This window comes from Rummeliibacillus suwonensis (genome assembly GCF_007896435.1).
In the GTDB taxonomy this organism is placed as follows: domain Bacteria; phylum Bacillota; class Bacilli; order Bacillales_A; family Planococcaceae; genus Rummeliibacillus; species Rummeliibacillus suwonensis.
The window spans coordinates 72,899-95,840 of the sequence record NZ_VCBL01000005.1; the positions used below are offsets into that span (position 1 = coordinate 72,899).

Genomic DNA, 22,942 nt, shown 5'->3' on the forward strand with positions numbered 1-22,942 from the left:
CTATACGTAAGATATTCTTCATCTTTATCTCCATCTTTTTTATTTTGAAATATATGTTCGTCAACATTGAATAGCTGCTAAACGTGATTAAGATCCCACAACACGAGTGACAGAGAATACTTTCGGCTTTAGTTACAATGGAACTATAATTATAAAACAAATCCATCTGCTTTTACTTGATCAATCATTCAGCTTTTTTTCTTCTGCAATTTTTTCACAAATAGATCCAACTATGTATTCTCTAGGTGTCAATTCTTCTAAGTCATTATTTTCGACTAAATCTTCAATCGCCATCCAGACAGAGTTCCATATTACAGTTTTTTCATATTTTTTATAAGGGTGGTTCATATCTCTTTCCTCATCTTATCCTTCTTCCCATCAGATTAAATTTGAATTTCATTAAAACCCATTAGTGTATGTCCTCACTAAAGAAAACAATATCATCTATTTTTATAATCAAAATGCCTTCTACTTGAAACACGGAAGCGGCACTAGCTACTCTTTGTATATCATTTTTAGTCGATGTGAACTTATATTCAAAAATTATGTTGTAGGTTGTACTATCCATATTTCTCCTTATTCTTGTAACATATCAACAATGATTCGTCGAATTGGTATAGCGTTTAAACTTTATATCCATAATACTTCTCCTGTTTAATGACCCAAACGTAGTTTTCATCAGCCAGCGAACTATTTTTCTCTGCGAAGATATTTTATCATTCTTCATTAAAATTGAATTGAACACCAATTGGCAGGCTAACCATTAAATCCTTTATATTTGATAAGCTATTACTATTTGACAATACTAATATGGCATCTCCATCTATATCTACATCTATAACAATGGTGTTTTCCTTCATTTTTACGACAGGGACTGTATCTTGAAAATAAAAAACATCTTCAGACAATGAAATAACTGCTAATTGATTCAAGCAACCACTGCCATATATATAAGGGAAGATTATTTTAAACTGCTCGATATTTTCAACGCTACCTTTATAATAAATGTTGTTTAAATATGTATATTGATTAAATAAAATTTTTTTCTTTTTTCATCACCTTTTCCATTTCCAAAGTCATGTAATTATAAGCTTCAAATAGAAAATATATAGGGTATCTGTTTATTTTCTCAATCCAAATAACACAAAATTTAATTCTTCGTTCTTCTTCTTTGTCCTCAAAATAAATACCACATTCATATAAATCTTCTCCTATAAGTTTAAAAGGAACTTCTCCATATGATTCTGGAGTTGTAAGAAAAGTAACTTCCAACAGAACCTCCTCCTTTGAATTCTTTTCTATACTCTTTTAATAACTTCAATGAGTTTTAGCATACTTAAATAGTTTTTTTATAAATATCACTTTATCGTTCATCTCTAATTGGGCTTTGATTGTAAGGATGCTTTGAGAAATTTGCTAGATAGTCCCATCCATCTCCATTAATCCATAGATAAAAGATATTGCAATAAGAAAATAGATATTTTGAATATTCATCCTCTCTAGTTCGAAACAAATCTACCTGTTTTGCAGAAGTCATTAATATTGAATTTCCATTATACACATCAAGATATAGATTGGAAAAATGCTATTGAGCTGGCTTATATCCTTTATTGGTTGGAAAAAATAATATTCTTTTAAATGATTATTTCTGATTTCTTTCTTTAACGACGCATCTTGTACAATGTTTGGCTTAGATTCTTCAGATATTTCATGTAAATAAAGCGGAAATCAATTTAATTCTTTTAAAAATAATCAAACGTGTTGATTATCCAATTTTCTCCACAAAATATAAGGGTATTCACTAGTTTCCGATACGGCTTGCTCGCTTTCCTACGGGCAAACGCTGGGGGCAACAGGATGTTGGTCACGGAGTCGTTGACACAGGACGTGGCGCCCTTAGACTCCGTTCCTTAATCGCTTCGCTGCGGGGTCTCAACTGTTCGCTTTTCCCGTGGGAGTCGAGCAAGCCGCAGCGAAGATCTACATAAATGGAGCTAAAAATACATGTTTTTTTTAGAATTTCGTCCAATTTATCACCTATTTTTTCCTAATCAACACGCCTGAAAAATAATAATAGCGATGTTTCTACATTTATTTCTTCGTCTGATTCATCATCGGAACAATAGGAGAATTGAGTTAGCGTAACTTAGCTTTCATTTTTTATCATATATTCCTCTTTATAGCCCATAAAAAAATTGTTTAAATAATAATTCATCTGCTTCACCATGTAACTCTATAGTTTGAACTGATTTTCATGTAACTATTTCGTGATAGTAGAGGGGATCATCATATAATGTGTTGGCCCGGTGAGATGGTCATGTCATAAATTACTGCATTAAACTCTCGGAAAGGTTTATATAGTTCATTATAACTTTTAAAGTCATATTGCTATTTAGAAATAACCGTAAAATAGAAGGGGGGCAATTAAAAGAGTCAACACGATTCTTCTTTTCAATTATTATTGTAGGTTTCATTTAACAAATGATTTAGACTATTTGTATCACTTAAATCAGTATTATTGGTATAAATTCTTATTCCTACATCTGAAAGTAAATAAGTTGTTGCTTCTGGATCTAACTCAAAACATTCTTGAAAATCATATCCATATCCCATGTTGTACGTAATAATTTTATAAAGAGAACTTTGCTGACAATCACAAACTAGTCCATAACATCCATTAGTTATACTAAAAAGAATATAAGGCATCAATGTCTTCAAATCCCCGTCATTTTCTACTTTGAAAACTTTCAAATCTCTATTTTTTATCTCTTTAACATTAATTATTTTTGATGACTTTATGATCTCAAATCCTTCATAAAAGCTCATACCATCATTAATTACAATAAAATATGGAAAATTGATAGTTGCCTTAAAAAAAGTATAAGTTAAACCATCTTTTGAATCTTCTCTTAAAAAGTATATTAAATCTATTGCGGGATGATAAATTCTATCTAATCCTTCATCCTTTTCAACGAATTCACTAACTACATAATCGATTTTATGCATATTCACTCTCCCTCTCCCTTTACCTTTATATCCATTTGGTCGTAAAACCATGGTTAAACATAGGATTTATCAATGTGATAGTCATAGGAAATTTCAAATAGTTATTGTAACCTTTGCTGTATAGGTAAAAATCCTACATAAACATCTTTAAGTTCAAATTTTTTATAAGAACACATCGTCTACAATTCAATTTATCATCAACCGCTAATATAAAGAAACTGATTCAGCCAAAATGCTAAACCAGATTCTTATATATATCTTATTTTTGCTATTAATTAGACTTATTATCTTCCCTTTATAATTCGACCGTTGATAAATTAGATAGCCCATCATTACAACACTATTTATCTTTCAATTTAACGATATCTAAATCGTTTCCTGCAATGGTTAATATTGCACCATCATATTGAATAAAAGCACAAACTGACAATGACTCTAAGTGAATACTTGGTACCCAACTTTCGCCAAGAAAGAGCTTACTAATTTTATGAATATTTATTTTTTTAAACTCAATATTTAGCTTTTCTCCTAAACAGAGTATAGCTAATTCATTCATTATGCTAATGTATATTTCTTGAGATTTATTAATAGATTCCATCAAAAAGAAAATATTCTTCCCACACGTGTTAATTTTACAAAAATCAAGAATGCCTATTTGGCGTAATTTTTGAAAAACCCTGTTTTTTTTGGACTATTTATATAGATCTTCGCTGCGGCTTACTCGACTCCAGCGGGAAAAGCGAATAGATAAGACCCCGCAGCGTAGCGAGGAGGCTCTACATTCGCCCGCAGGAAAGCGAGCAAGCAGGAGCAGAAATCAACGAATCCCCCTATTTTTATGGATTAAATTGGATAATCAACACCCCTGTATTCTTCCTATTAAAATCGAATATTTTATATTTTGTAGTTTTAATTTTTTTCAATGTTTAACCTTCCATTCTTATCAACTTGTAGGATAGGTTACTGCATTTTATTTATTGGAATTCCTTCTCTGGGTCTTCTTCATCGTTTAACTTGATCCACTGTAATTGACCAGAATCTGTATATCCTTGTTCCCAAGAATACACCTTCTCACCATCTCTTGAATTGACGACTACATTACTTAAATTTCCAACATCATTATATTGGTTGTTTTGATACCTGGCATCAGATTTTTTTGAAAAGCATACAATGAATTTTAAAACCTATAATAATAGCATCCCTGCAATTAAACCAAATAAACTAATATAGAATAAATACGTTACTGTATCTGCTGGTTCTGTAAGCATTAATAATATTGCTAATTTTTCTTTTCTTGAATCGGCTTGTATTACAGCTTGTATTATCTTAAACAAAGTTATAACCAATATCATAAAACAGATTGAAACTACTATTACTTTTAACATTATTAATATACCTTCTATCATAATTTATTTAAAAAAAACGTTTTGACTGATTATAAATTATGCTTTTCCAACTCTTCTTACCAGGAGTAGTATTAAAATGATTAATTATCTTTTTTAATAAGGAACATTATCCATAAATAACATAATTATCTATTTTTAATTCTTGTTTGGATAAATACTTTTTCTTTTTAGCTATTTTTATAGTCCAGATATATGTTTCAATCCTCTAGAAGATACACCAATCCCTCCTAAAACGGCTCCACTCAAGACACCAATACTTACCTTAGCAATAGCATGAGATTTATTTCTTTTTTGAATCCCTATTCTAACTTCTACCTCGTATTGTATATAAGCCATAAATCCACCTAATAAAGCACCCTTAGCCATCCACCATAAAAATGCCCAATTGCCGTTCGGATCCACATTCATCACTGGATTGTTATTCCCATAAGTATACCCATTTGTTTATTGCAAAATAAAAGTACAGAGGTTTGCGAGAAATTTGTGCAGAACTCAACTGCATAAAAAAAGGCTTGCCAGCCCCATAATAATTCCCTACTGTATTGATTGAGAGACCACAACAGTAGGAGGACATGAAAGGATGCTAGCGATGCCTGAAGTAAATTATATCAAACATTTAAGAGAAGAAGAAGATTTATCTATAAACGAGATTGCAAGAAAAACTGGTTGTAATTGGAGGACTGTTAAAAAATACGCAGATGGAGAAAGTTTTCAAGAAACACTCAAGTTCACTAAAAGAGGAATGATGTATGAGGAGGGGTTCGGAGAAATTGTTGACTGTTGGCTTGAGGAGGACATGAAACTCAAGAGAAAAAACCGAAGAACTAGCAAGAAGATCCATGAAGAACTTAGAAACAACCATGATTTTAAAGGTTCGTATCGGACCGTATGCGAATATATCCAACACCGAAAGCCCCAACTCAAAGCAGCCAAGGTTGAAAGACATGAGCGTTTAGAACACCCTCCGGGTGAAGCACAAGTGGACTTCGGAAACATGACTGTGGTAAAAGACGGAGCGTATAAAGATGTCAAAGCCCTAATCTTGAGTTTTCCACATAGTAATGCTGGATTTAGCTACCCTCTTCCAAGCGAAAATACGGAGTGTTTCCTTGAAGGGCTAAAGGAGTTGTTTCACCAGGCTGGAGGGGTCCCAACCTATCTACGTATTGATAACTTGTCTGCGGCAGTAATTTCAATTGGCAAAGGGGACAAACGGACCTACACTGACGCATTTTTGAGATTCAAGTGCCATTATGGTTTTGAAGTGCAGCCATGTAATCCGTCAAGCGGGCATGAGAAAGGAAATGTGGAAAAGAAGGTTGGTTATACAAGGAATAATCTATTTACAACAGCACCGATAATGAAGAGTTTTCCACAATTAGCGGACTGGTTGAAGGAGGGAATGGAAAAGGATCGGCAACGCCTCCACTATGAAAAAAATGTGTTGATTGATGAGTTGTGGAAAGAGGATAAAAAACATTTGAAAGCCTTGCCTTTAACGGATCTTCCGATTTATTCTGTAAAATCCACAAAGGTTAATAAATATGGGGAAATTGAAGTTGACGGTGAAAAAATTGTTATCCACAAAGCGAAAATGAAACAAGGATTGGTCCTCAAAATGGAATGGGATCGATTCACCTGTTTTACGAATGGCGGAGAAATTGTTTACCAGGAAGACCGCCCTTATATGAATACAACAAGAGCGATACCATGGAATGATATTTTAATAGATTGGGAGAAGAAGCCTCGGTCTGTCAAGTATTCACGATTCTTTAAATATTTGCCTGAGAGGGTTCAAGCGTATCTGACGATACACCCGGAAGAAACCCGAGCAAGGGTTAAAGGTATAAAGAAACTATTAGAGAAGCATACACTAGATGATATTCACTCCTCTCTGGAAACAGAAGAACGGCTTGAAAGAGCTCCACATGAACTGGGATATATCCTAGAAGCTAAGGAGGCTGCTTATCCAGAAAAATTAACCGAAGTACACACACCTGAGATTTTGCTTAACTACGAAACAGATTTGCACACTTATGATAAAAAACTTTGTCCTTCCTTGGAAGGAGGTGTTTCCTGATGAACGATTTAAAGGCCATTTGTAAAACACTCCACCTTGCCCATATTATCGAGGAATTTGAGGAGATACCTTTTGAAAGCAAAGAACAGTTTTTACGTGATATTCTATCGATTGAAGTCAATTCCAGACAAACCACCAAAATCGCTAGACTGATAAAAAAGGCTAAATTTAGAGAGCTTAAATGGCTTAGGGATTATGAATGGTCCGACCAGCTGCACTTACCAGCAACAACCTCGAAAGAGGAAATCTGTGACCTCCGTTTTATAAAGAAAAAACAGAATCTTCTACTTTTAGGAACGCCAGGCACTGGGAAAACTCATCTAGGAACGGCTTTAGGTGTGAAGGCATGTGAACTGGGATTTGAGGTCCGTTTCTTTAGGGTGGCTGATTTGGTGGGACAATTAGAAGAAGCGATGAAAGAAGGCACCTTGCAGAGATTAAAACGACAGATTGAGAAGTGCGATTTGCTTATACTGGATGAATTGGGATACGTTCCTTTTCAAAAGCAAGGATCGGAATTATTGTTTCACATTATTGCAGACTGTTACGAGCATAAAAGTGTGATTGTAACCTCCAATTTGGAGTTTGGTCAGTGGAATCGGGTTTTTGGGGATAACCGTCTAACTTCCGCCCTTGTGGACAGACTAGTTCACCACGCGCATGTCATAGCGTTCACAGGGGAAAGCTACCGGTTGAAAAATGCCTTATCCTCCGTAAAAACGGATACTGGGATTTAATGTAAAAGAAAAGCTGCAAGCCTATGTAAATTTCTCTGCAATTTTCTGCACTTTTTGCTTGCAAAAAACAACTCTTATCATACTTCATATCCAACGTTAATTTAGATATACAATTTCCAATGAGAACTATTAGAACGTCTGCTATTCTTAAGCCAACATGATTTTTCGAATCTAATCCCTCATGAATTTTCGCCAATTTTAATCTATCAAATGGTGTTTTCTTTATACCATCATCAAGTGAAAGTTCGATTTCTCCTCTATCTATATTTAATTCAATTAACCATAAATCAATACTAAATACTGCTTTTTCCCAATTAAGCCTAATAAATTTATCACTTTCATTTTTAAAATCTTCATCAGTTAAATATATTTTATAATTTTCAATTAAAATTTTTAACTCCTTATAACTTTTTAATTGAGCATCCAATCTATCTCTATATCGGATTTTTTTATGCTTTCTAATAAACGCTTTTATATCACTTAGAATTAAATTCAATACACTACCACTTGATGTATCCTTATTGAATAATGCTTGAATTACTTCCTTATTCGCCTCGTTCTCTACATATTTTATTAGAGAATACTTAAATCTATAAATGCTTGGCAAGTATCCTCTCTCTCCTAATTTCAATATCCAATCTGTAAATCTTTTATCTATAACTAACCCTATTTTATTAACTACAAACACGTGATTTTCAACTTTATTTTCGATTAAAATATCAACTAAATCAACATAGAATTTAAGTCCTCTTTTATTTAAACTAGCAATACCATTTTTAAAATTTTTCTTTAAAATATCACTACCTTTCAATTCTCCCTTTCCATTTTTGAATTTTTGGCTTTTAGCTTTATATTCTTCTTCAAGATTACTATATCTATATTCTACATTTTCGAGATGAACATCGGATATTTTAACAACTGTAGCAATAAAATCTTTCATATTATCAGTTCCTAACTCTATCTTTTGTTCATCAGTATAAGGTGTTTTGTTATTCCCCAATGCTTTTATAGTCTCTTGCGTTCCTTTTTCATCAATATACAAATATTCCATATTAATACTCACCTCCAAATAAAATATACCTTATTTTCCATTTAATTTTATTTTACCTATATTTTCATTACAACTGTTTTTTTGTATAAACAATTCAACAAGGTACTTACCGTGTAAATATATTACTTCATATTGAAACTATTATTAAATATTTATTTAAATCTACCCGTATTTAAACCTCTTCTCATGTCTTAAAATTGATAGCTGTAGTGCTTGTATTTCATTAGATAATAAATTAGCTGATATTACCTACTCAATACTATAAAGTAGAATAATATTTCCTTTTATCCATACTTTCTCATGCATAGTATCACTAAAATGCTATGTATTGTAAGGCTACTTTATAAGAAACTTATATTCATTATTTATAATTCCATTTTTTAGTAAAACATGGTATAATAGTAGTACTCCTTAGAAAAAGATGGGTAGAGGTGTATTTATTGAAAGAAGAATCAACAAAATTAAAATACTGTTTAAATGGCAAATATACTAAAGAAAGAAGAAAGCTTCATAAAGCTATAATACATAGTATTATAGAAGATTCACCAACTGAAAACCCAGAATCGATATTGATGGGTGGGGGATCAGCTTCCGGAAAAAGTTTTATAAGTTCATTACTTTTAAAGGGATTCAAACAAGAAGGGCAGCCAATCACATATATTGATTCTGATGATATAAAAAAATACCTTCCTGAGTACAAAGAAATGGTAAACTCAGGGATCGATGAATTTATTAAAAAGGCAGCTTCTTTTGTACATGATGAAAGTAGTGATATAGCTGAAGAGCTACTAAATATCTGTATTGAAAAAAAACTTCACTTTATATATGACGGAACTATGAAAAATGCTGAAAAATACAAGAGAATAATTAAACAATTGAAAAGGGCTTTGTTCACAATTCGGGGAGTCATCGTTGACGTTCCATTAGAAGTTGCATTTGAACGAGCAGAAATCCGTTATATGGCAGAAGGTAGAAAAGTTCCTGATGAAGATATCATTGCAAGTCATGAAAATGTGGCGGTTACTTTTTCCAAAATATATGAGGATTTTGACACTTTTGTTATGTATGACAATACTACGAAACCTGCTATTCCCTTTGCTATTAAGGAATCAAAAGAGTCCCCAATAGAAATAATTAACCAAGCAAGATTAGAAGAATTCCATAACAAAGTTCGTCAAACAGTTAAAACCACTGATTAACCTCTTGATTTTCAGGAAATAATTTTATATGTAAATTTTTTCTTCTCGTTTTCATAAGCTTATTATATACTATAAAAAGGAGGCGATATTAATGGATTTCAAAAAACTATTGTTATACGTTGAGGATCATAAAGAAGAGCATCTTGCAAAGACAATCGCCGTAAACGAAAAAAAAATTTCTGAAAGAACAAAGAAAAATGAATATTTTATATCTGCCGCAAGTACAAACAAAGAAGTTATCACAATAAAATAATTAGTTGTTAGTGTTTTTAAAATATAAAAAGGGTTGTCTCTAAGATGAAAAATCTTCTAATGAGGCAATCCCCTTTTTTATTTTATTTAATTACTTTCTAATTTTCAGTTAGAACTATTTCGCTCTCACAAAAGTGTTAAGCATTCAAATGAATTAGCATAAGCGTTTATTATATCCATTTTCCGGTAATATACTTTAGTAAAAGGAATTCCTTATCAGAAATCAACTCGAATTGGAGCATTTTTGAGTTTTATATCATTTATTGCAAACGAAGCATTTAATTGCTGAGTTACTTCATTATATATTGGTAGTTCCCCTTTTGGATCTTTAATTGTTAAAACAATTACAAAAGGAACCTTTATTTTTTCCTCTATATTTCTCCAATTAGGCAACACTTCTAAAATTAATTCATTCGTACCTTTTCTACCATTCGGACTTTTAAACTCGACTTGCTTAATATTGGACCATTTAGACTCACTTGTTATTCTATCTCTTTCCCATTTTGCATCGAAATTACTCTCTGTTTTACTTCCATTCGTAATTTTCTTAAAAGAATCATCTATCCTTGTTCTTATTCTAACGTCAAGATTACTTCTACAATATTCACTCCCATATCTTGCGTTCAGTGGGGTATCATACCCCAATGTGATTAATATGTTACCTTTTATTTTTTGAGATTCCTGATTGTAAAAAGACTTAGGAAAAGGAAATTGATCTATCTTAATCCAATTAGTCCCACTTGATGAATCTATGTCCCCTTCAAATAATAATGTTATTTCATGTTCATCACCGTACAAAATGTCTGCAATCCTTCTAGGTAAACCGTAACCATATTCATAATGTGTTGCTATGTCCTTTATGCGATTTTTGTTTACAGGATTTTGCCCACCATGTATAAGTAAAGTCTTAGCCATAAGTGGCGTCATATTATTTGGATATAAACTAAAGTATTCCCCTAATATTGCAGAAACTAATGGGGTAGAAAAACTTGTACCATAATCCCCGACTTTTTCCCCACTAGAATTTAAAGAATAAATAGGATTTTTTGATGGATTTCCACTAAAGTGAACAATGTCGGGCTTGATAGAAAGACCCACGCCAGGCCCCTTTCGTGAATATGGTAGCACTACATTTCGTTCTACTTGATCTTGATCAGAACTATCAATAGCAATTGACCCTACCGTAACTGCTCTTATAGAATCCGCAGGTGACGTTATTCTATTTATAATACTAGACTTTGTATTACCAGCAGCTATTACAAAAAGGACATTAAACCTTTTTTGCATGGCATCGATAGCAGCTGTAAACTCCGAAACATAACCATCACAAACCCTATCACTAGCTAAGGATAAATTCCAAACTTTATATTTATCAGCATAAACTTCTAATGCTTGTTCAAGGGAAGCTAACAAATCATCTTCTCTTACTCTCTCTTTTTTAATATCTGGTAATATAGTAACATCTAAAAGCTTAACACCCGAATCCACTACATTTTTGATGTTTTCATTTAAAATATGGCCATAATTAATTATCCCCGCAATAAATTCGCCATGGTAATTATCTTGATTACCTTCAATTACGTAATTATCAACAGCCTCAACCCATGGTTGAAGATATGGATTTTCTTTCCCGATTCCAGAATCAACAATAGCTATTCTCGGATATTCTTGACCAGCAATTGGTTGTAAAATTTCCACTACCTCATCTTCAACTAAGGGTTCCTGTGATACTGATTCAAAATAAGTGAAATTTGATATTGATTCCACTCCAGGAAAGTGTGAAGCCAACTTAACTAAATCATCTGATAAATAAGGAACAGCGTATACATCTAATAAATCAATATAGTTGATTTTTCTAACCTTATTCCTATTTAAACCGTAGTCTTTTAAGCTTCTTAGAAAGGTTGATATAACGATTTGATTTAATTCATCATCCCCATAATTAAAAAATCTGACTTTGAACTCTTTATCATTGCGAATATTACTCATGGAATTCTCATCCATAAATTCTTCAACTTCATTATGACTATATAATTTGAACTGCTTGATGCAAGTTAACTGATGAATAATCTCATACCATTTTTCTTTACTCTTAGTAACTATTTCCCTATCATCTTTAGTGATCAGCCAATCCATCCTGTGATTTGGAACTTCCTCTAATACATCATAAATTAATTCAACAAGTGTTTCTAAAGAAGCTCTAGACGCGCTTATTATTAATTTACCAATATCTTGAATAGCAATAATATCACTATCAATTTGACCAAGGATTAATGTTGGTCGATGGTTTTTAGCAATTCTGTTGTCTTGTAATTCTATTATTACAGGAAATGGATAATATTCATTATCTTTAATTGAATTATCAAATATATCCAGCTCGTTATCTAGTATAAATTCAATTTGAGTGATTAGTTCTCTAAGATGTTTTTTAATTGTAGATTTCTCGGAAAAAAACCATGTTTTCGGGCTCGGAAAAATTGGGGATGGATTGCCCCTTTTTCTATCATTAGATCTAATATTGACATGTTTTGCTGGGAAATTTTCGTTAGCCAATTAATTCATCTCCATTTGAATTTTTTTTAAATCACTTCTTATCGTATTGTGGTGACAATTTAAAATTTCTCCTAACATTCTGTGACTGAAAGTAGGATCAATATTTAATAAAAATTTAAGCTTTTCTCTCCGAACAGTATCAGCATCGCCATTAAAATCTATGTCTGTACCTACATAATTAAAATATCCCTCGATAAAATCTAAAAATCCAACTTCCCTATTTTCTAATATGGCTCCCCTTACGGATCTTTTTAAAATTTGTTCAATGTCTGCTATTGACAATTTATCAAAAAGGGAAGCTAGAACATCTATGAAATTTTTCCTATACGTATTATACCCTATATCAGACAATATTTGGGTAATTAATTCTGTTCTAATATCATTAGTTGGGTAATTTATATGCAATCTCGTACTAAATCTTCTCCAAATAGCTTTATCTAGTAAACCTTCATGATTAGTTGCCCCAATTATTATACTTTTGTCATTTATAAAATCTATATTTTGTAGAAGAGAATTAACTACCCTTTTTAACTCTCCCTGTTCATTTTTATCATCCCTTAATTTTGCTATTGCATCAAATTCATCTAAAAACAAAACACAAGGGTTTTTTGCTGCATATTCAAAGAGCATCCTAATATTTTTCGAAGTACTTCCTAAATAAGATGAAATTAAAGTGTCAAGCCTAGCTATAACAATAGGAATGCCTAGTTCTTTCGCAACAAAAGAAGCTAATTCTGTTTTTCCACATCCTGGAGGTCCATACAACAACAACGTGGATGGAATATCTAAACCGTACGAAGCCAAACGATCTGATTCTTTATATGAAGCAATAAATTCATCTATTTGTTTTCTAACTGAAGGGCTGTAAAATAATACTTTTTCTTCTATCTGATATGGCATGACAATTGTAGCTATCTCCAATTTAGTTTCATTATCGAAAGGAACTTGCGTTGAAGCTGAAGTAATTATATCTTCTTTAACATAACCTGTTTTTAATAACAGTTTTTCTATCCTTTCAGCTTTTTTTATTTCTCCTTCTTCTTGTAACTTTTTAGCTAATAAAGTCGCATAGTCACTTACCTTCTTTGTATCCTTTCTCAAACCTCCTTCTATAATTTTTAACACTTCAGTATAAAACCTCATGTCGTGTCATCTCCTTTTACCTATCCGTTACAGAACAAAATTATCCATTTAATAACTATATTAATCCATTATACACCATTAATTATCCATTTGTGTTTTTTTATTGTTTATGCAATTATTTTTTCATATATACATTTTAAAAAATTGCACTATTAGGAGATAATTATTATTTTGAAAAAATGGTTATTTTAATAGTAGTTGTACTTTTAAGTAATTTAACCGTAATGCAACTACTAAAGTCTGGTTTGAAATACTCTCTTATTTATATCAATGAACAATGAACTATTCAGATAAATAATACATTTATTTCAGTTTAAAGCGATGTTAGTTGAGTGATTGTGTAAATGAACTAGCTTTTATCTTAGTTAGCGTGTAATGCTGAACATATATTTCCTTAGTTAAATTGGAAATTCGATACTTTCATGTATCTCTCTAGAACCAATTAACACCAAAGAAATCAAGCTTAGCATATTTACATTTATACAAAGAAATTTTATGTTGTTTAAATCTATACGCTATTATATGGAATTTTCAATATTCAAGTCGCAATATTTTTTAGTAACTTATTCAACAATGACTCTGCTCTATATGTAATATTTTTTCTACTATGTTTCATCCTTTTCACATCTACATTATTATTTTTAATATTTTCCAAATATCCCCCATGCCAAAATCCACTACCATTCACAAGGGTTAAAAGTAATTTAGTGTATATAGCATTCCAGTTTTTAAACATATTTGATGATAGAATTAGCAATGATAAAGATCTATTTTCTCGTTCCACTTCTATAATATTGAATTTCTTTCCACCGGCCATATAAACTTCAGCAATAACATATTTTCTTCTTGTAGTCCCATCGTCTAAATATTTAAATTTTCTCTCTCCATTTCCTTCAGGCAGTATATCCATAATTACTCGAATCGAGCTGATTTGTGAATGTTGCTCTAGGATTTTTAAAACATTTATAAAATCCTGCAATTCTCCCTGTAACTGAATCTCATGCAATGCATTATATTCAAGACCTCTAACTAATTGCTGTCCCCCAACATCTCCAGTAGAGCGGTCCCCTTTGTCTTCAAAGTAGTATTTCTTTGTGTTTTCATCTTCATGTATTCGTTGCTTAGCGGATTTTTTTTGAATTTTAGTAACTTTTGGATGACTTGTGTATTCATGCTTCTGATTACCCATTTCAACTAAATCGAAACTATCTGTTGTACCATCAACCTCTACGTTCAGTGTAATATCATCGGTTCCTTGCACCTTACTGTTCATATAAAAAGTGTACTTCTTCGCTTCATTTGATTTTTCATGTTCTTGTAATCCCGGATGACTAAATGAAATTTCATTGAATGGAAGAATCTTATTTTTTACACACTCTACTTTTAAAATTGTGCTCCCATACTTGCCTTGTTTTACTAATGCTCGGATTATTATAGGTTGTGTAAACGTCCAATCAAATTTAAGTATTCCAATGCTCATGAAATTAAATGCGATATTTTCAAATATATTGCGTAAATCTGGTCTTGATAGTAGCCATACCAGCTGATATAAAAATTCTTGCCTTGTGTATTTCAAATCATAGTTAGAGGAAAAAGCTAGATGAATTTTATTGAGCTCATATTGCTCAATAAAAAATTGTGGGAAGGAATTTGATTCAAATAATCGATATAAAAGAAAACGATTCGGCGCTAAAATACTACGTACCACTTCTATGAGAGGCAAAATATATTTTTTTCCTTGATTAGTAACTATAAAACTGCGAGATACATCATTTTCTTTAGTTCCGTGAATATTCCATTTTTTCTCAGAATACATAACTAAATTAGGGTGTATGGTTATTTCAATTTGTTCGGTATCCATTGGCGGAACACTTTTTCTAATGTCACCATTAACATAAAAATGTTGAATTGCAAGTGCTGGCAATGTACCCCAATCAACTAACACTTTTTTAGTAACTTCATTTGCTCTAAAATAAGCATTTAACATTATTTTATGGTTTAGAGAAAATGGGGAGCTAATCCAAAGTAATTGGGCTTGTTCTCCGTTTTTAAAAGGCCAATTCTCTAGTTTAACCTGTTGTTCGCTCATTTTTTTCACCTTGCTTCATCTGAATATATATTTCAAGTTTTGGCTTTATTTCATGAAAATGATGTGACTTCACTGCACCCACCCTTTGTACTTTCCAAAGAAGAACTGGTTCATTTTCTAACATGAATCGATCTATAATTTTGCAGCAACGTCGTATTTGAAATTCTTGAATAGTTTCGGTTATTTCATTTAAAAGCTTTTTAGTTTGAGGTAATTTTTTAGCATTTTTCTCTAAATTAGCAAGAATACCTAATCTTTTACCTATTAGTGATAATGTGATTCTTACTGGTTTATCTAGTGTTAATAGTTCTGAATAAAGATGCTTTATCTTCTTGCTGTATTCTCGATCTCGTAAATTCCAATCAACCACTTGTGTTGGTTGTTCTTTCTTTTGCTTATCGGGCAAATTAGCAAATAACCATTCTTTATCATGCCTATATAGAAACATGTACTGTTTCGAAAGCTGTTTTCGTAATTGGGTCCTTGAAAAACTACAGAATTGTTTCATCCCATTTAATAGCTCTGCTCTATACTGTTCAGTTAAATGATTATTTTTAACAACCTCATTTTTATTTACTTCTTCATGATTATCTAGATATCTTTTAACTGTCTTTGAATCAACACCTAATTCACTAGCAATTACTCTTATACTCATACCCTTATTCGCCAATTCTTTTAACTTATTTTTCCAAATAACACCGTAATCTTTCACACAACCAATTCTATACTTATCCTCTTCTAATAAATCAGGTCCTTTTCTAGCGTAAACAAAACCACATGAGCATGAAAAAGTACCAATTGAATTGTTTGTTTTAAAGTCCCTTGTGATTTCTACATTAGAAATGACAGGTTGTTTGAAGTGTGGGGCTGCTTTATTTAAACATGGGAATGGGCCCTTTCCAAACGGTCCTTGATCTTCTTCCATTTGAAAAAATTTTTTAACATCTAGTTCTAAGAAATAAAGCATTAGCAAATGTCGAAATGGATGTACATGACGCTTTACATTGCGAGTAATAATCTTTAGCCAATTGTATTCATCATTGACATCGATAACTGATTTATACTCTTCTAGGAAAGCCTTTGGAATCCTTGATTGAAATAATCCATATAATTCATTTTGTCGAATCCGATTTGAGGATGTTACTAAATTTCGTTCTCTTAAAAGCGAACGAAATTTAAGGCTTATGGATTCACGAGAAAATTGATATATGGGCGTTTGTAATAATTGGTAAGCCATCTTTGATAAAGCAATTTGAATGACTGAGGTTTCTTTAGATTCTACTCCTTGAGTCATTGATAAATCCATCTGCCGTTTATCAAAACGAATAAATTCAATTCGACTTTGCTGTGAAAAATCAATTGGATATTTCTTTAATTTCAATTCGTGATGTGAGCAGTAATCAATCCCTTGCAGCTGGTGCTCACGATGAATATATGGTTCTCCGTATTGTTCAATATCATTTTTTGCGCACTCTGAACAATAAAAAAGCCATTTCTTTTTGCAAATCCCCCCTGCAACTATGCCAAGCCTCGTATATACACCTTTTCCATCACTTTTGACATCCTGTAGTGTCTCTTGTTGACGTTGTTTTGAAAGAAAAGGTGCATGATAAGGATATATAGTATGTTTGGCTAATAAATTTTCAACAGTATAATTGGAACCTAGTTGCTGAGCTAATATCGAAAAATGACTGCCAATTGCTACGCTTGGAATTACGGAACGGCTTTGAAATACTTCTTCTAAGGTATCTTTATAATCAATATTCCCGCTGTAAAAGTGATAACGTGCTATAGAAGAATATATTAATTCATTAGGATAAGGATTAGTGAAAAATGGTAACATTTTGTACCTCCAAGCAATAATCGATTTATTTAAATAATGTCAATATTACTTGGGTTTTAGACTTTCATATTCAATTAAAGTAAAATTCAGCTAGTGGCTGTTTTATATACCCATTAGCAAATAACAATTCATATGGATGTTTCTTGTTTCTAATAGCCCTAGTTCTTAGTTCTAGTAAAGGTAATAATTCCTCTCTTTTGGTATGTGGTTTTACTTTTTGATTCAGCTTTTGTTTATTAACCTCTATCGCTTGCTGAATTGCATCGGACTTCATCACATTAAAATCCATATCAACTGGGTGATTTTCAACTATTGAGGTAACAAGCTTTCGAATATCATTAACATTTAAAGCATCGAAAATCCCTAAAGAAGCTATTTCCACGCTTAGATTTTCAATAGTATCTTGTCTTTTATATTTCAGTGTGTTGAAACGTTCTTTCATCCCTTCTCTTACTCGACCTTCAAACTCAACATTTTGTTTGTGATTTAGCATCAATTCGTCTAAGTTGATCATAATATCTTCATATTTCATGACTTCTTTTAAATCATTAGTACGTAAAGCCTTAATCATCGGTTGAATGATTTGCATGTCTTCTTTTGCCGTTTTCTTTAATAGTTTTGTATTAATAGTCTCACTTGGATTATCCTCATCAAATAAAGCTCGCTCCTGAGCTAAGATAAATAAATTTACTGCAACTGAGGTAATTCCCTGACATTCATCATAAAATGTCTTTTTTACCTCCTCAGTAAGTTCCGAATTTGTTTTTAGACACTGAAATTCCCATAGCGTTTCTAAAAAGAACTGCCATTCCTCACTATCTTCTAACATTCGATCCCAAAAAATTGCTCCATCACTCGCTGCTCGTCTTGCCTGACGAAAATTCCCCTTAAAAAGTTGTTGGGCTTTAGAAGTACCAATTAAAACAGTGGGAATACCTACAGTGTTTGATAATGTAACAAAGAAGTTCAACATTTCTTCTTGGTCATTTTTTGTATGTAGTAAATGTTGAATCTCATCAATGACTAGAACACCGATACCATACATACTTGCCAATGAAGTCATATGCAATAACATTGTGGATGTGACACGATTTAAGTAGCCGAACTTCTCTAAATAGCGCGTACCAAGCAAATCATCAATTGCTTTAAAAAAGCTCTTACATAGCGTTGAAAGGCTCCCGTCATATGGACAATCAATTTTGAGCCAAACAATTTGTGTACGATTAAATGGCTGCTCTTCATATATTTCATGCTTAATGACCTGTGGGTACATCAACAATAAACGCTCCATCGCCGTTGTTTTACCAATCCCTGAAATACCAATAATTGATAGGCTATCTGCTGTTGAACGAATATAATTCAGGCGTTCATCAATATATTTATGTGCCTGTTCCTCATTCTCACGTAGCTGATGCAGCACAAGAAGTCGTTCAAAAAATGTTTTATCTAGTGGGTTACGAGCTAAATAACCACGACGAATTAATGTCGATAATCTACGTTCTACTTCAAAGTGAATTGGTAAAGGTTGAATAAAATTTTTCACACGTTTTAAAACGTGATAACGAATATTTATCTCACTTTGCTTATCTTGCTCACTAATACGTGGTGTAACCATAAAGCGATCTAAAACATCATCTTCATCAAAGATTGGTGGCAGAGCTTCAATAAAAGGGTTGTTTGCATACTCTAGGAGTGCTTGTTCTTTATAAACAGCCTCTTCCATGGCACCTTTTAGTACCACATTATTTATCTTTTCCAAATTCCTCATCTCGCTTCTTCTTTAATTTATCCATAAGACGTGAGCTAGATTTCTTTGGGGTTTCCTGATTTTTTTTAGGGAATTTTACAAATTGAGTTGGTGACTGATCTACTTTTTCAACTAAATCGAACTTTTCATCCGTTCTATTTATTTGTTTCTCTACTGCTCGATTCACTTTAATATCACGAAGCTTTTCCGACTTTGTTTTACTTGTAGAATTCTTTTTCTTTTCACCTATTGCCTTCTTCACGATTTCTTCAATTGCTGTATCTGTATTGATTGTGTTTTCTCGTTGTTTATTGATTTTTTCAGCTTTTGCTTCTTGTAAAAGTTGTTGATAATACTCAATTTCTTCCAAAATATCATCTTTATATTGCGCACTAACATCTAATAAAAAACAGGCGTCAAAGCTACGTCCATCATTAGTTGGAATGTAGATTTGATTCATTGTTCGCGGATCATAAACAATATCGATGCTTTTATTCTTAAGTTTTATATACCACTGCTCATTAATTGCTTTTTCAGAGCCATAGAATAATCCCTTGAACTTCAAGCCAGCTCTAGTAATTCGTGCTTTACCTCTTGGTAATAAGTTAAGTCGAAATATATTTTTATCTATAATTTTTTGAAGACGCCCTTTTTTATTAGCTATACCCCAGTTCCATATATTAAGTGGTGTAGCAATTAATCCATCCGCAATCATACTTTTTTCTAACGGATATTTTTCAATGATTTTTTGATTATGTTGCAATATTAAATGAATAATTATTTTCGTAAATTCTTTTAAGTTCAAGCTAGCATCTAAACGATAGTCTCTGTCACCACGTTCACGATATTCTTTTTGAATAGCTCCTGGTGTTTTACGTTTGATTTTCCCGTTAATTGTTCCAAACTGCCGTTCAATAATCCCTTTTAAATCTCCTCGATACGCAGAAGTATTTTCGATTTTCACATTAAAATTATTAATTAAACTTCCTACTGCATAACCTTCAAACTCACCTCTATCTGCAATAATAATCTCTGGTAAATGCTTTGTTGGCCATTGTGAATAATCAATTTTTATATCATAATCTGCACAATAATCCACTTTATCTGTAATCATATTATCTAAAGCCATCATTGCTCCAATCCATGAAGGACCTTCTAATCCAACATACATACCTGTGAATATCCTTGAATAGACATCAATAACACCATAAATAACAGGCCTTCCTATAATTAAAGACCGATCAAAGGAACTTACTAAATAAATATCTGCAATCGTAGCATCAATTTGGAATCGAGTACCCGGTCCATCTGTTTCTAAAGTAGAGTTACTTAAAATCGGTCTATGTTTTAAATCAAATTCTTTTGTACTTTTTCTCAGTGATATATCCAATTGTGGATTTTCATATTTTTTAAACCAGTAGTAAAACTGATTATAAGTTGGTATACATGAGGTATCCCATATTTTAAACTTCACTACCCCATTTTCTGTATATTTATTTGAGTAAAACTCGCGTAGCAAATAATCATATGTTTCTGCCAAAGTAACTTGTTCTTTTTTTCGATAATACTTTCTTACAACGTGATTAAACTGCTTCTTCACCTCATCTGTAATATTAATACCTTGCTTACCCTCTTCAGATAAAGTATATAGACGGGGTCTTCCAACCTTTGTATTTGATAAATCTCGTTCCTTACCTTTACCTCCAGAATACATGTAATCAGGTAAAAGAGCGTTTTTATTTAATCCACGCTGCCAAAAACGTGTATACATTCTTTTCACTTTTAATTTACTTAAACTATGTTTCTCAGCTATCAAACTAAATGTTTTCTCTCGTGTTTTCTTGTCAAAAAGTTGTGTTTTATACGTTTCCCACGTTGCTTCAATCACTTGCCAATCTTCATCTCTTTTTGCCACCTGTTTTGGTGTCAAAGCTTCATCTTCGTACCCAACCATATACGGATCTGATATTGCTAATAACACTGAGGCTTCTATCTCAGCCTCTAACGTTGCTATATCGCTTTTTTTAGGCATTGATGTATCGCCATGCAATTCGACATAATAAGCAATAGGATTACTAATTTCAATGATGCGGATACGATTTTTCTCATCCTTGCTAGCATATTGATATACTTGATTATAAAAAATCATATTGCTTTCACCTTCTCTGAATAATCCTTACGAATAGCTTTGATTTCCACAACCTGATTTACATCTAGTTTTTTCATCAAGTTGACTTCAATTACTTTAGTAATGATAAGATGTTTGAATAAAGTCAATCCACTACCTGTAGGTAAAGCAAATACCTCTTCTACTTGAATGGCTGCTTCTCTTACAGTTAATTCTTCTGATAACAATTGAGTAATTAAATACACACTAAACATATCTACATCATCTTCTGAAAAATCACTGAAAAACACATTATTTTTTAAATCTGCATATGCATGAACAAAAGAAATATTTAACGCCATTTCTTTCGGTATTTCAAGTTCTGTCACGATGCCCCAATCAATGCCTTTTCTTTCCCAGTATTCTCGCTCAATTTCAAACTTTTCAATCACGCGTTTATCCATTAAATCATCTTTGTATTTAAGCGTTCGTGCGATATGCACTGGTTGTCCATTTACTAATTTCGTAACCAGAAAGTCAGTTGTCATAACGATAGGTTCTTTAGTTTGCGGATGAACTGGATGTTTAATTCCCAATTCACCTGCAATGATAATTGTCTCCTCAGCTGGTAATAGTGGAAACTGCTCGCGAATATCTACAACGACATCAGAGTACTCCAACAAATAAAAATAGTTCCGTTCCAAATCCGATAAAAATTCATATTGTCTTGGAATTTTAATGCCCTTTAAACGGGTTGAACGACCAAGTGATGATACATCTTGAATAACTAACCAAGGTTTATAATCAATACCTACACCTTGTCCGTGACCATCTTTCAACTTCTTTTCAGCTGATGTTATACGCTTACGTTTGGACATGAATTCACTTCCTCTAATTTAAATTAAAATTTTAATTTTTGATATTCATCTATAATCTTTCTACGTAATTCCGTTTCCTCATTGATTTTTTCGATATTCTTTAATCTATTACCATATGGACCTACTCCTTCAGCATGATAAGCATAAAGCGTCGTTAACTCGTCCAAGTAATTCAATATATTATTTCCCTTAAAAAACCTGTGTGCTCTTAAGTCTCCTAGTGCATTCACTGCACAGGCTATTTCTAATAAATCACAGTCTAATGTTGTAATAGCACTAACTAACGGATATAGTCTATTGTGTATTTCAGTCTTTTCATCAACACTAGCTACCTCTCTTATAAAATCTTGATCTATACGTACTGTACTAAAGTATTCTTCGTACAAATTATGTTTCTTTATTAACTTCATTAATTTGCTGGCATCATGCAGTTTAATAGTTATACCTTTACTCTTTTGTTTTTCTTTCCACGCCCTCCACCAACTATGCTCTTTATGTGAAAAATCCATTGGAACGCATAAAATCCAATTGTCCATTGTATTATTACTCACCGCTTTTTTAAAAGAATCTCTAATTTGATTCTTTCTGTTGTCATCTAAATACTTTAAAAAATATTTACATTGAATAATCGTATATTCTCCATCTTCTTCATCAATATAAATATCTATTCCACCATCACCTTGAGTGACTTTTACTTTATGAACATCTGCATTAGGAAATTCACTAGAATAGATATCATAACAAATATCTTCAAATTTTTGACGAGCACCTTCTTTTAAATTTTCCCATAGCCAGTTAAAATCCCTTTCCACACTATACACCTCTAATTTTCAGAAAAATAAAAAAATAAC

General features: G+C 32.2%; 19 protein-coding genes and 1 pseudogene. 4 read left to right on the forward strand and 16 right to left on the reverse strand.

Annotated features, from left to right (window positions below; genetic code table 11):
- Positions 1 to 180 precede the first annotated feature (180 nt).
- The 7 genes and pseudogenes from FEU33_RS18930 to FEU33_RS19445 form a co-directional block, all read right to left on the reverse strand.
- A complete protein-coding gene (locus tag FEU33_RS18930) occupies positions 181 to 348 on the reverse strand; it encodes a hypothetical protein (RefSeq protein ID WP_186731472.1) in 168 nt (55 codons plus the stop codon).
- A 368-nt stretch (positions 349 to 716) separates the two neighbouring features.
- On the reverse strand, positions 717 to 932 hold the full coding sequence (locus FEU33_RS17485) for a hypothetical protein (protein ID WP_146550773.1): 216 nt from the start codon (positions 930 to 932) through the stop codon (positions 717 to 719).
- Between the two features lie 97 nt (positions 933 to 1,029).
- Positions 1,030 to 1,272 carry a hypothetical protein gene (locus FEU33_RS17490; protein ID WP_146550774.1) on the reverse strand — a complete coding sequence of 81 codons (243 nt, stop codon included), beginning with the start codon at positions 1,270 to 1,272 and terminating at the stop codon, positions 1,030 to 1,032.
- Positions 1,273 to 2,451: 1,179 nt separating this feature from the next.
- Positions 2,452 to 3,006: a hypothetical protein gene (locus tag FEU33_RS17495; RefSeq protein WP_146550775.1), complete on the reverse strand. Its 555-nt coding sequence runs from the start codon at positions 3,004 to 3,006 to the stop codon at positions 2,452 to 2,454.
- A 340-nt stretch (positions 3,007 to 3,346) separates the two neighbouring features.
- On the reverse strand, positions 3,347 to 3,607 hold the full coding sequence (locus FEU33_RS17500; RefSeq protein WP_146550776.1) for a hypothetical protein: 261 nt from the start codon (positions 3,605 to 3,607) through the stop codon (positions 3,347 to 3,349).
- A 583-nt stretch (positions 3,608 to 4,190) separates the two neighbouring features.
- Positions 4,191 to 4,340 (reverse strand): hypothetical protein, encoded by a 150-nt coding sequence (locus FEU33_RS18935; protein WP_186731473.1) that lies wholly within the window; start codon positions 4,338 to 4,340, stop codon positions 4,191 to 4,193.
- A 399-nt stretch (positions 4,341 to 4,739) separates the two neighbouring features.
- Positions 4,740 to 4,853, reverse strand: a pseudogene (locus FEU33_RS19445) (hypothetical protein); the annotation flags it as partial.
- Positions 4,854 to 4,992: 139 nt separating this feature from the next.
- Here FEU33_RS19445 and istA point away from each other — a divergent pair.
- On the forward strand, positions 4,993 to 6,492 hold the full coding sequence (gene istA / locus FEU33_RS17510) for an IS21 family transposase (protein ID WP_146548493.1): 1,500 nt from the start codon (positions 4,993 to 4,995) through the stop codon (positions 6,490 to 6,492).
- Entirely contained in the window at positions 6,492 to 7,229 is a 738-nt protein-coding gene (gene istB / locus FEU33_RS17515) for an IS21-like element helper ATPase IstB (protein WP_370467591.1), read from the forward strand. The genes istA and istB overlap by 1 nt, the downstream gene beginning before the upstream one ends.
- Here istB and FEU33_RS17520 read toward each other — a convergent pair.
- Positions 7,165 to 8,280 (reverse strand): hypothetical protein, encoded by a 1,116-nt coding sequence (locus FEU33_RS17520; RefSeq protein WP_146550777.1) that lies wholly within the window; start codon positions 8,278 to 8,280, stop codon positions 7,165 to 7,167. The genes istB and FEU33_RS17520 overlap by 65 nt on opposite strands.
- 440 nt (positions 8,281 to 8,720) lie before the next feature.
- Between FEU33_RS17520 and FEU33_RS17525 the strand changes: the two genes are divergently transcribed.
- Together FEU33_RS17525 and FEU33_RS18940 are read left to right on the forward strand one after the other, a co-directional pair.
- Positions 8,721 to 9,479, forward strand: a complete 759-nt coding sequence (locus FEU33_RS17525; protein WP_146550778.1) for a zeta toxin family protein — start codon at positions 8,721 to 8,723, stop codon at positions 9,477 to 9,479.
- 91 nt (positions 9,480 to 9,570) lie between these two features.
- A complete protein-coding gene (locus FEU33_RS18940) occupies positions 9,571 to 9,732 on the forward strand; it encodes a hypothetical protein (protein WP_186731474.1) in 162 nt (53 codons plus the stop codon).
- 215 nt (positions 9,733 to 9,947) lie between these two features.
- On the opposite strand, the gene FEU33_RS17530 is transcribed toward FEU33_RS18940, so the two are convergent.
- From FEU33_RS17530 to FEU33_RS17565, 8 genes are all read right to left on the reverse strand, one after another.
- On the reverse strand, positions 9,948 to 12,284 hold the full coding sequence (locus FEU33_RS17530; RefSeq protein ID WP_146550779.1) for a S8 family peptidase: 2,337 nt from the start codon (positions 12,282 to 12,284) through the stop codon (positions 9,948 to 9,950).
- Positions 12,285 to 13,427, reverse strand: coding sequence for an AAA family ATPase (locus FEU33_RS17535; protein WP_146550780.1), 1,143 nt, complete (start codon positions 13,425 to 13,427; stop codon positions 12,285 to 12,287).
- Positions 13,428 to 13,965: 538 nt separating this feature from the next.
- Positions 13,966 to 15,516 carry a Tn7-like element transposition protein TnsE gene (locus tag FEU33_RS17540; protein WP_146550781.1) on the reverse strand — a complete coding sequence of 517 codons (1,551 nt, stop codon included), beginning with the start codon at positions 15,514 to 15,516 and terminating at the stop codon, positions 13,966 to 13,968.
- A complete protein-coding gene (locus FEU33_RS17545) occupies positions 15,497 to 17,359 on the reverse strand; it encodes a TnsD family Tn7-like transposition protein (RefSeq protein ID WP_146550782.1) in 1,863 nt (620 codons plus the stop codon). The genes FEU33_RS17540 and FEU33_RS17545 overlap by 20 nt, the downstream gene beginning before the upstream one ends.
- A 70-nt stretch (positions 17,360 to 17,429) precedes the next feature.
- The gene (locus tag FEU33_RS17550) at positions 17,430 to 19,127 is read right to left on the reverse strand and encodes an ATP-binding protein (protein ID WP_146550783.1); all 1,698 of its coding nucleotides are present in this window, start codon (positions 19,125 to 19,127) and stop codon (positions 17,430 to 17,432) included.
- Positions 19,102 to 21,255, reverse strand: coding sequence for a Mu transposase C-terminal domain-containing protein (locus FEU33_RS17555; protein ID WP_146550784.1), 2,154 nt, complete (start codon positions 21,253 to 21,255; stop codon positions 19,102 to 19,104). The genes FEU33_RS17550 and FEU33_RS17555 overlap by 26 nt, the downstream gene beginning before the upstream one ends.
- Positions 21,252 to 22,091, reverse strand: a complete 840-nt coding sequence (locus FEU33_RS17560; protein WP_146550785.1) for a TnsA endonuclease N-terminal domain-containing protein — start codon at positions 22,089 to 22,091, stop codon at positions 21,252 to 21,254. The genes FEU33_RS17555 and FEU33_RS17560 overlap by 4 nt, the downstream gene beginning before the upstream one ends.
- 23 nt (positions 22,092 to 22,114) lie before the next feature.
- Positions 22,115 to 22,903 carry a restriction endonuclease gene (locus FEU33_RS17565; protein ID WP_146550786.1) on the reverse strand — a complete coding sequence of 263 codons (789 nt, stop codon included), beginning with the start codon at positions 22,901 to 22,903 and terminating at the stop codon, positions 22,115 to 22,117.
- Positions 22,904 to 22,942: the final 39 nt, after the last annotated feature.

Bases quoted from the DNA above. Each gene is read 5' to 3' on its own strand.
- FEU33_RS17555 (WP_146550784.1), bottom strand. From the start codon at position 21,255: ATGATTTTTTATAATCAAGTATATCAATATGCTAGCAAGGATGAGAAA.
- FEU33_RS17550 (WP_146550783.1), bottom strand. From the start codon at position 19,127: ATGAGGAATTTGGAAAAGATAAATAATGTGGTACTAAAAGGTGCCATG.
- FEU33_RS17495 (WP_146550775.1), bottom strand. From the start codon at position 3,006: ATGCATAAAATCGATTATGTAGTTAGTGAATTCGTTGAAAAGGATGAA.
- FEU33_RS17560 (WP_146550785.1), bottom strand. From the start codon at position 22,091: ATGTCCAAACGTAAGCGTATAACATCAGCTGAAAAGAAGTTGAAAGAT.
- FEU33_RS18930 (WP_186731472.1), bottom strand. From the start codon at position 348: ATGAACCACCCTTATAAAAAATATGAAAAAACTGTAATATGGAACTCT.
- FEU33_RS17545 (WP_146550782.1), bottom strand. From the start codon at position 17,359: ATGTTACCATTTTTCACTAATCCTTATCCTAATGAATTAATATATTCT.
- FEU33_RS17535 (WP_146550780.1), bottom strand. From the start codon at position 13,427: ATGAGGTTTTATACTGAAGTGTTAAAAATTATAGAAGGAGGTTTGAGA.
- istA (WP_146548493.1), top strand. From the start codon at position 4,993: ATGCTAGCGATGCCTGAAGTAAATTATATCAAACATTTAAGAGAAGAA.
- FEU33_RS17520 (WP_146550777.1), bottom strand. From the start codon at position 8,280: ATGGAATATTTGTATATTGATGAAAAAGGAACGCAAGAGACTATAAAA.
- istB (WP_370467591.1), top strand. From the start codon at position 6,492: ATGAACGATTTAAAGGCCATTTGTAAAACACTCCACCTTGCCCATATT.
- FEU33_RS18940 (WP_186731474.1), top strand. From the start codon at position 9,571: ATGGATTTCAAAAAACTATTGTTATACGTTGAGGATCATAAAGAAGAG.
- FEU33_RS17540 (WP_146550781.1), bottom strand. From the start codon at position 15,516: ATGAGCGAACAACAGGTTAAACTAGAGAATTGGCCTTTTAAAAACGGA.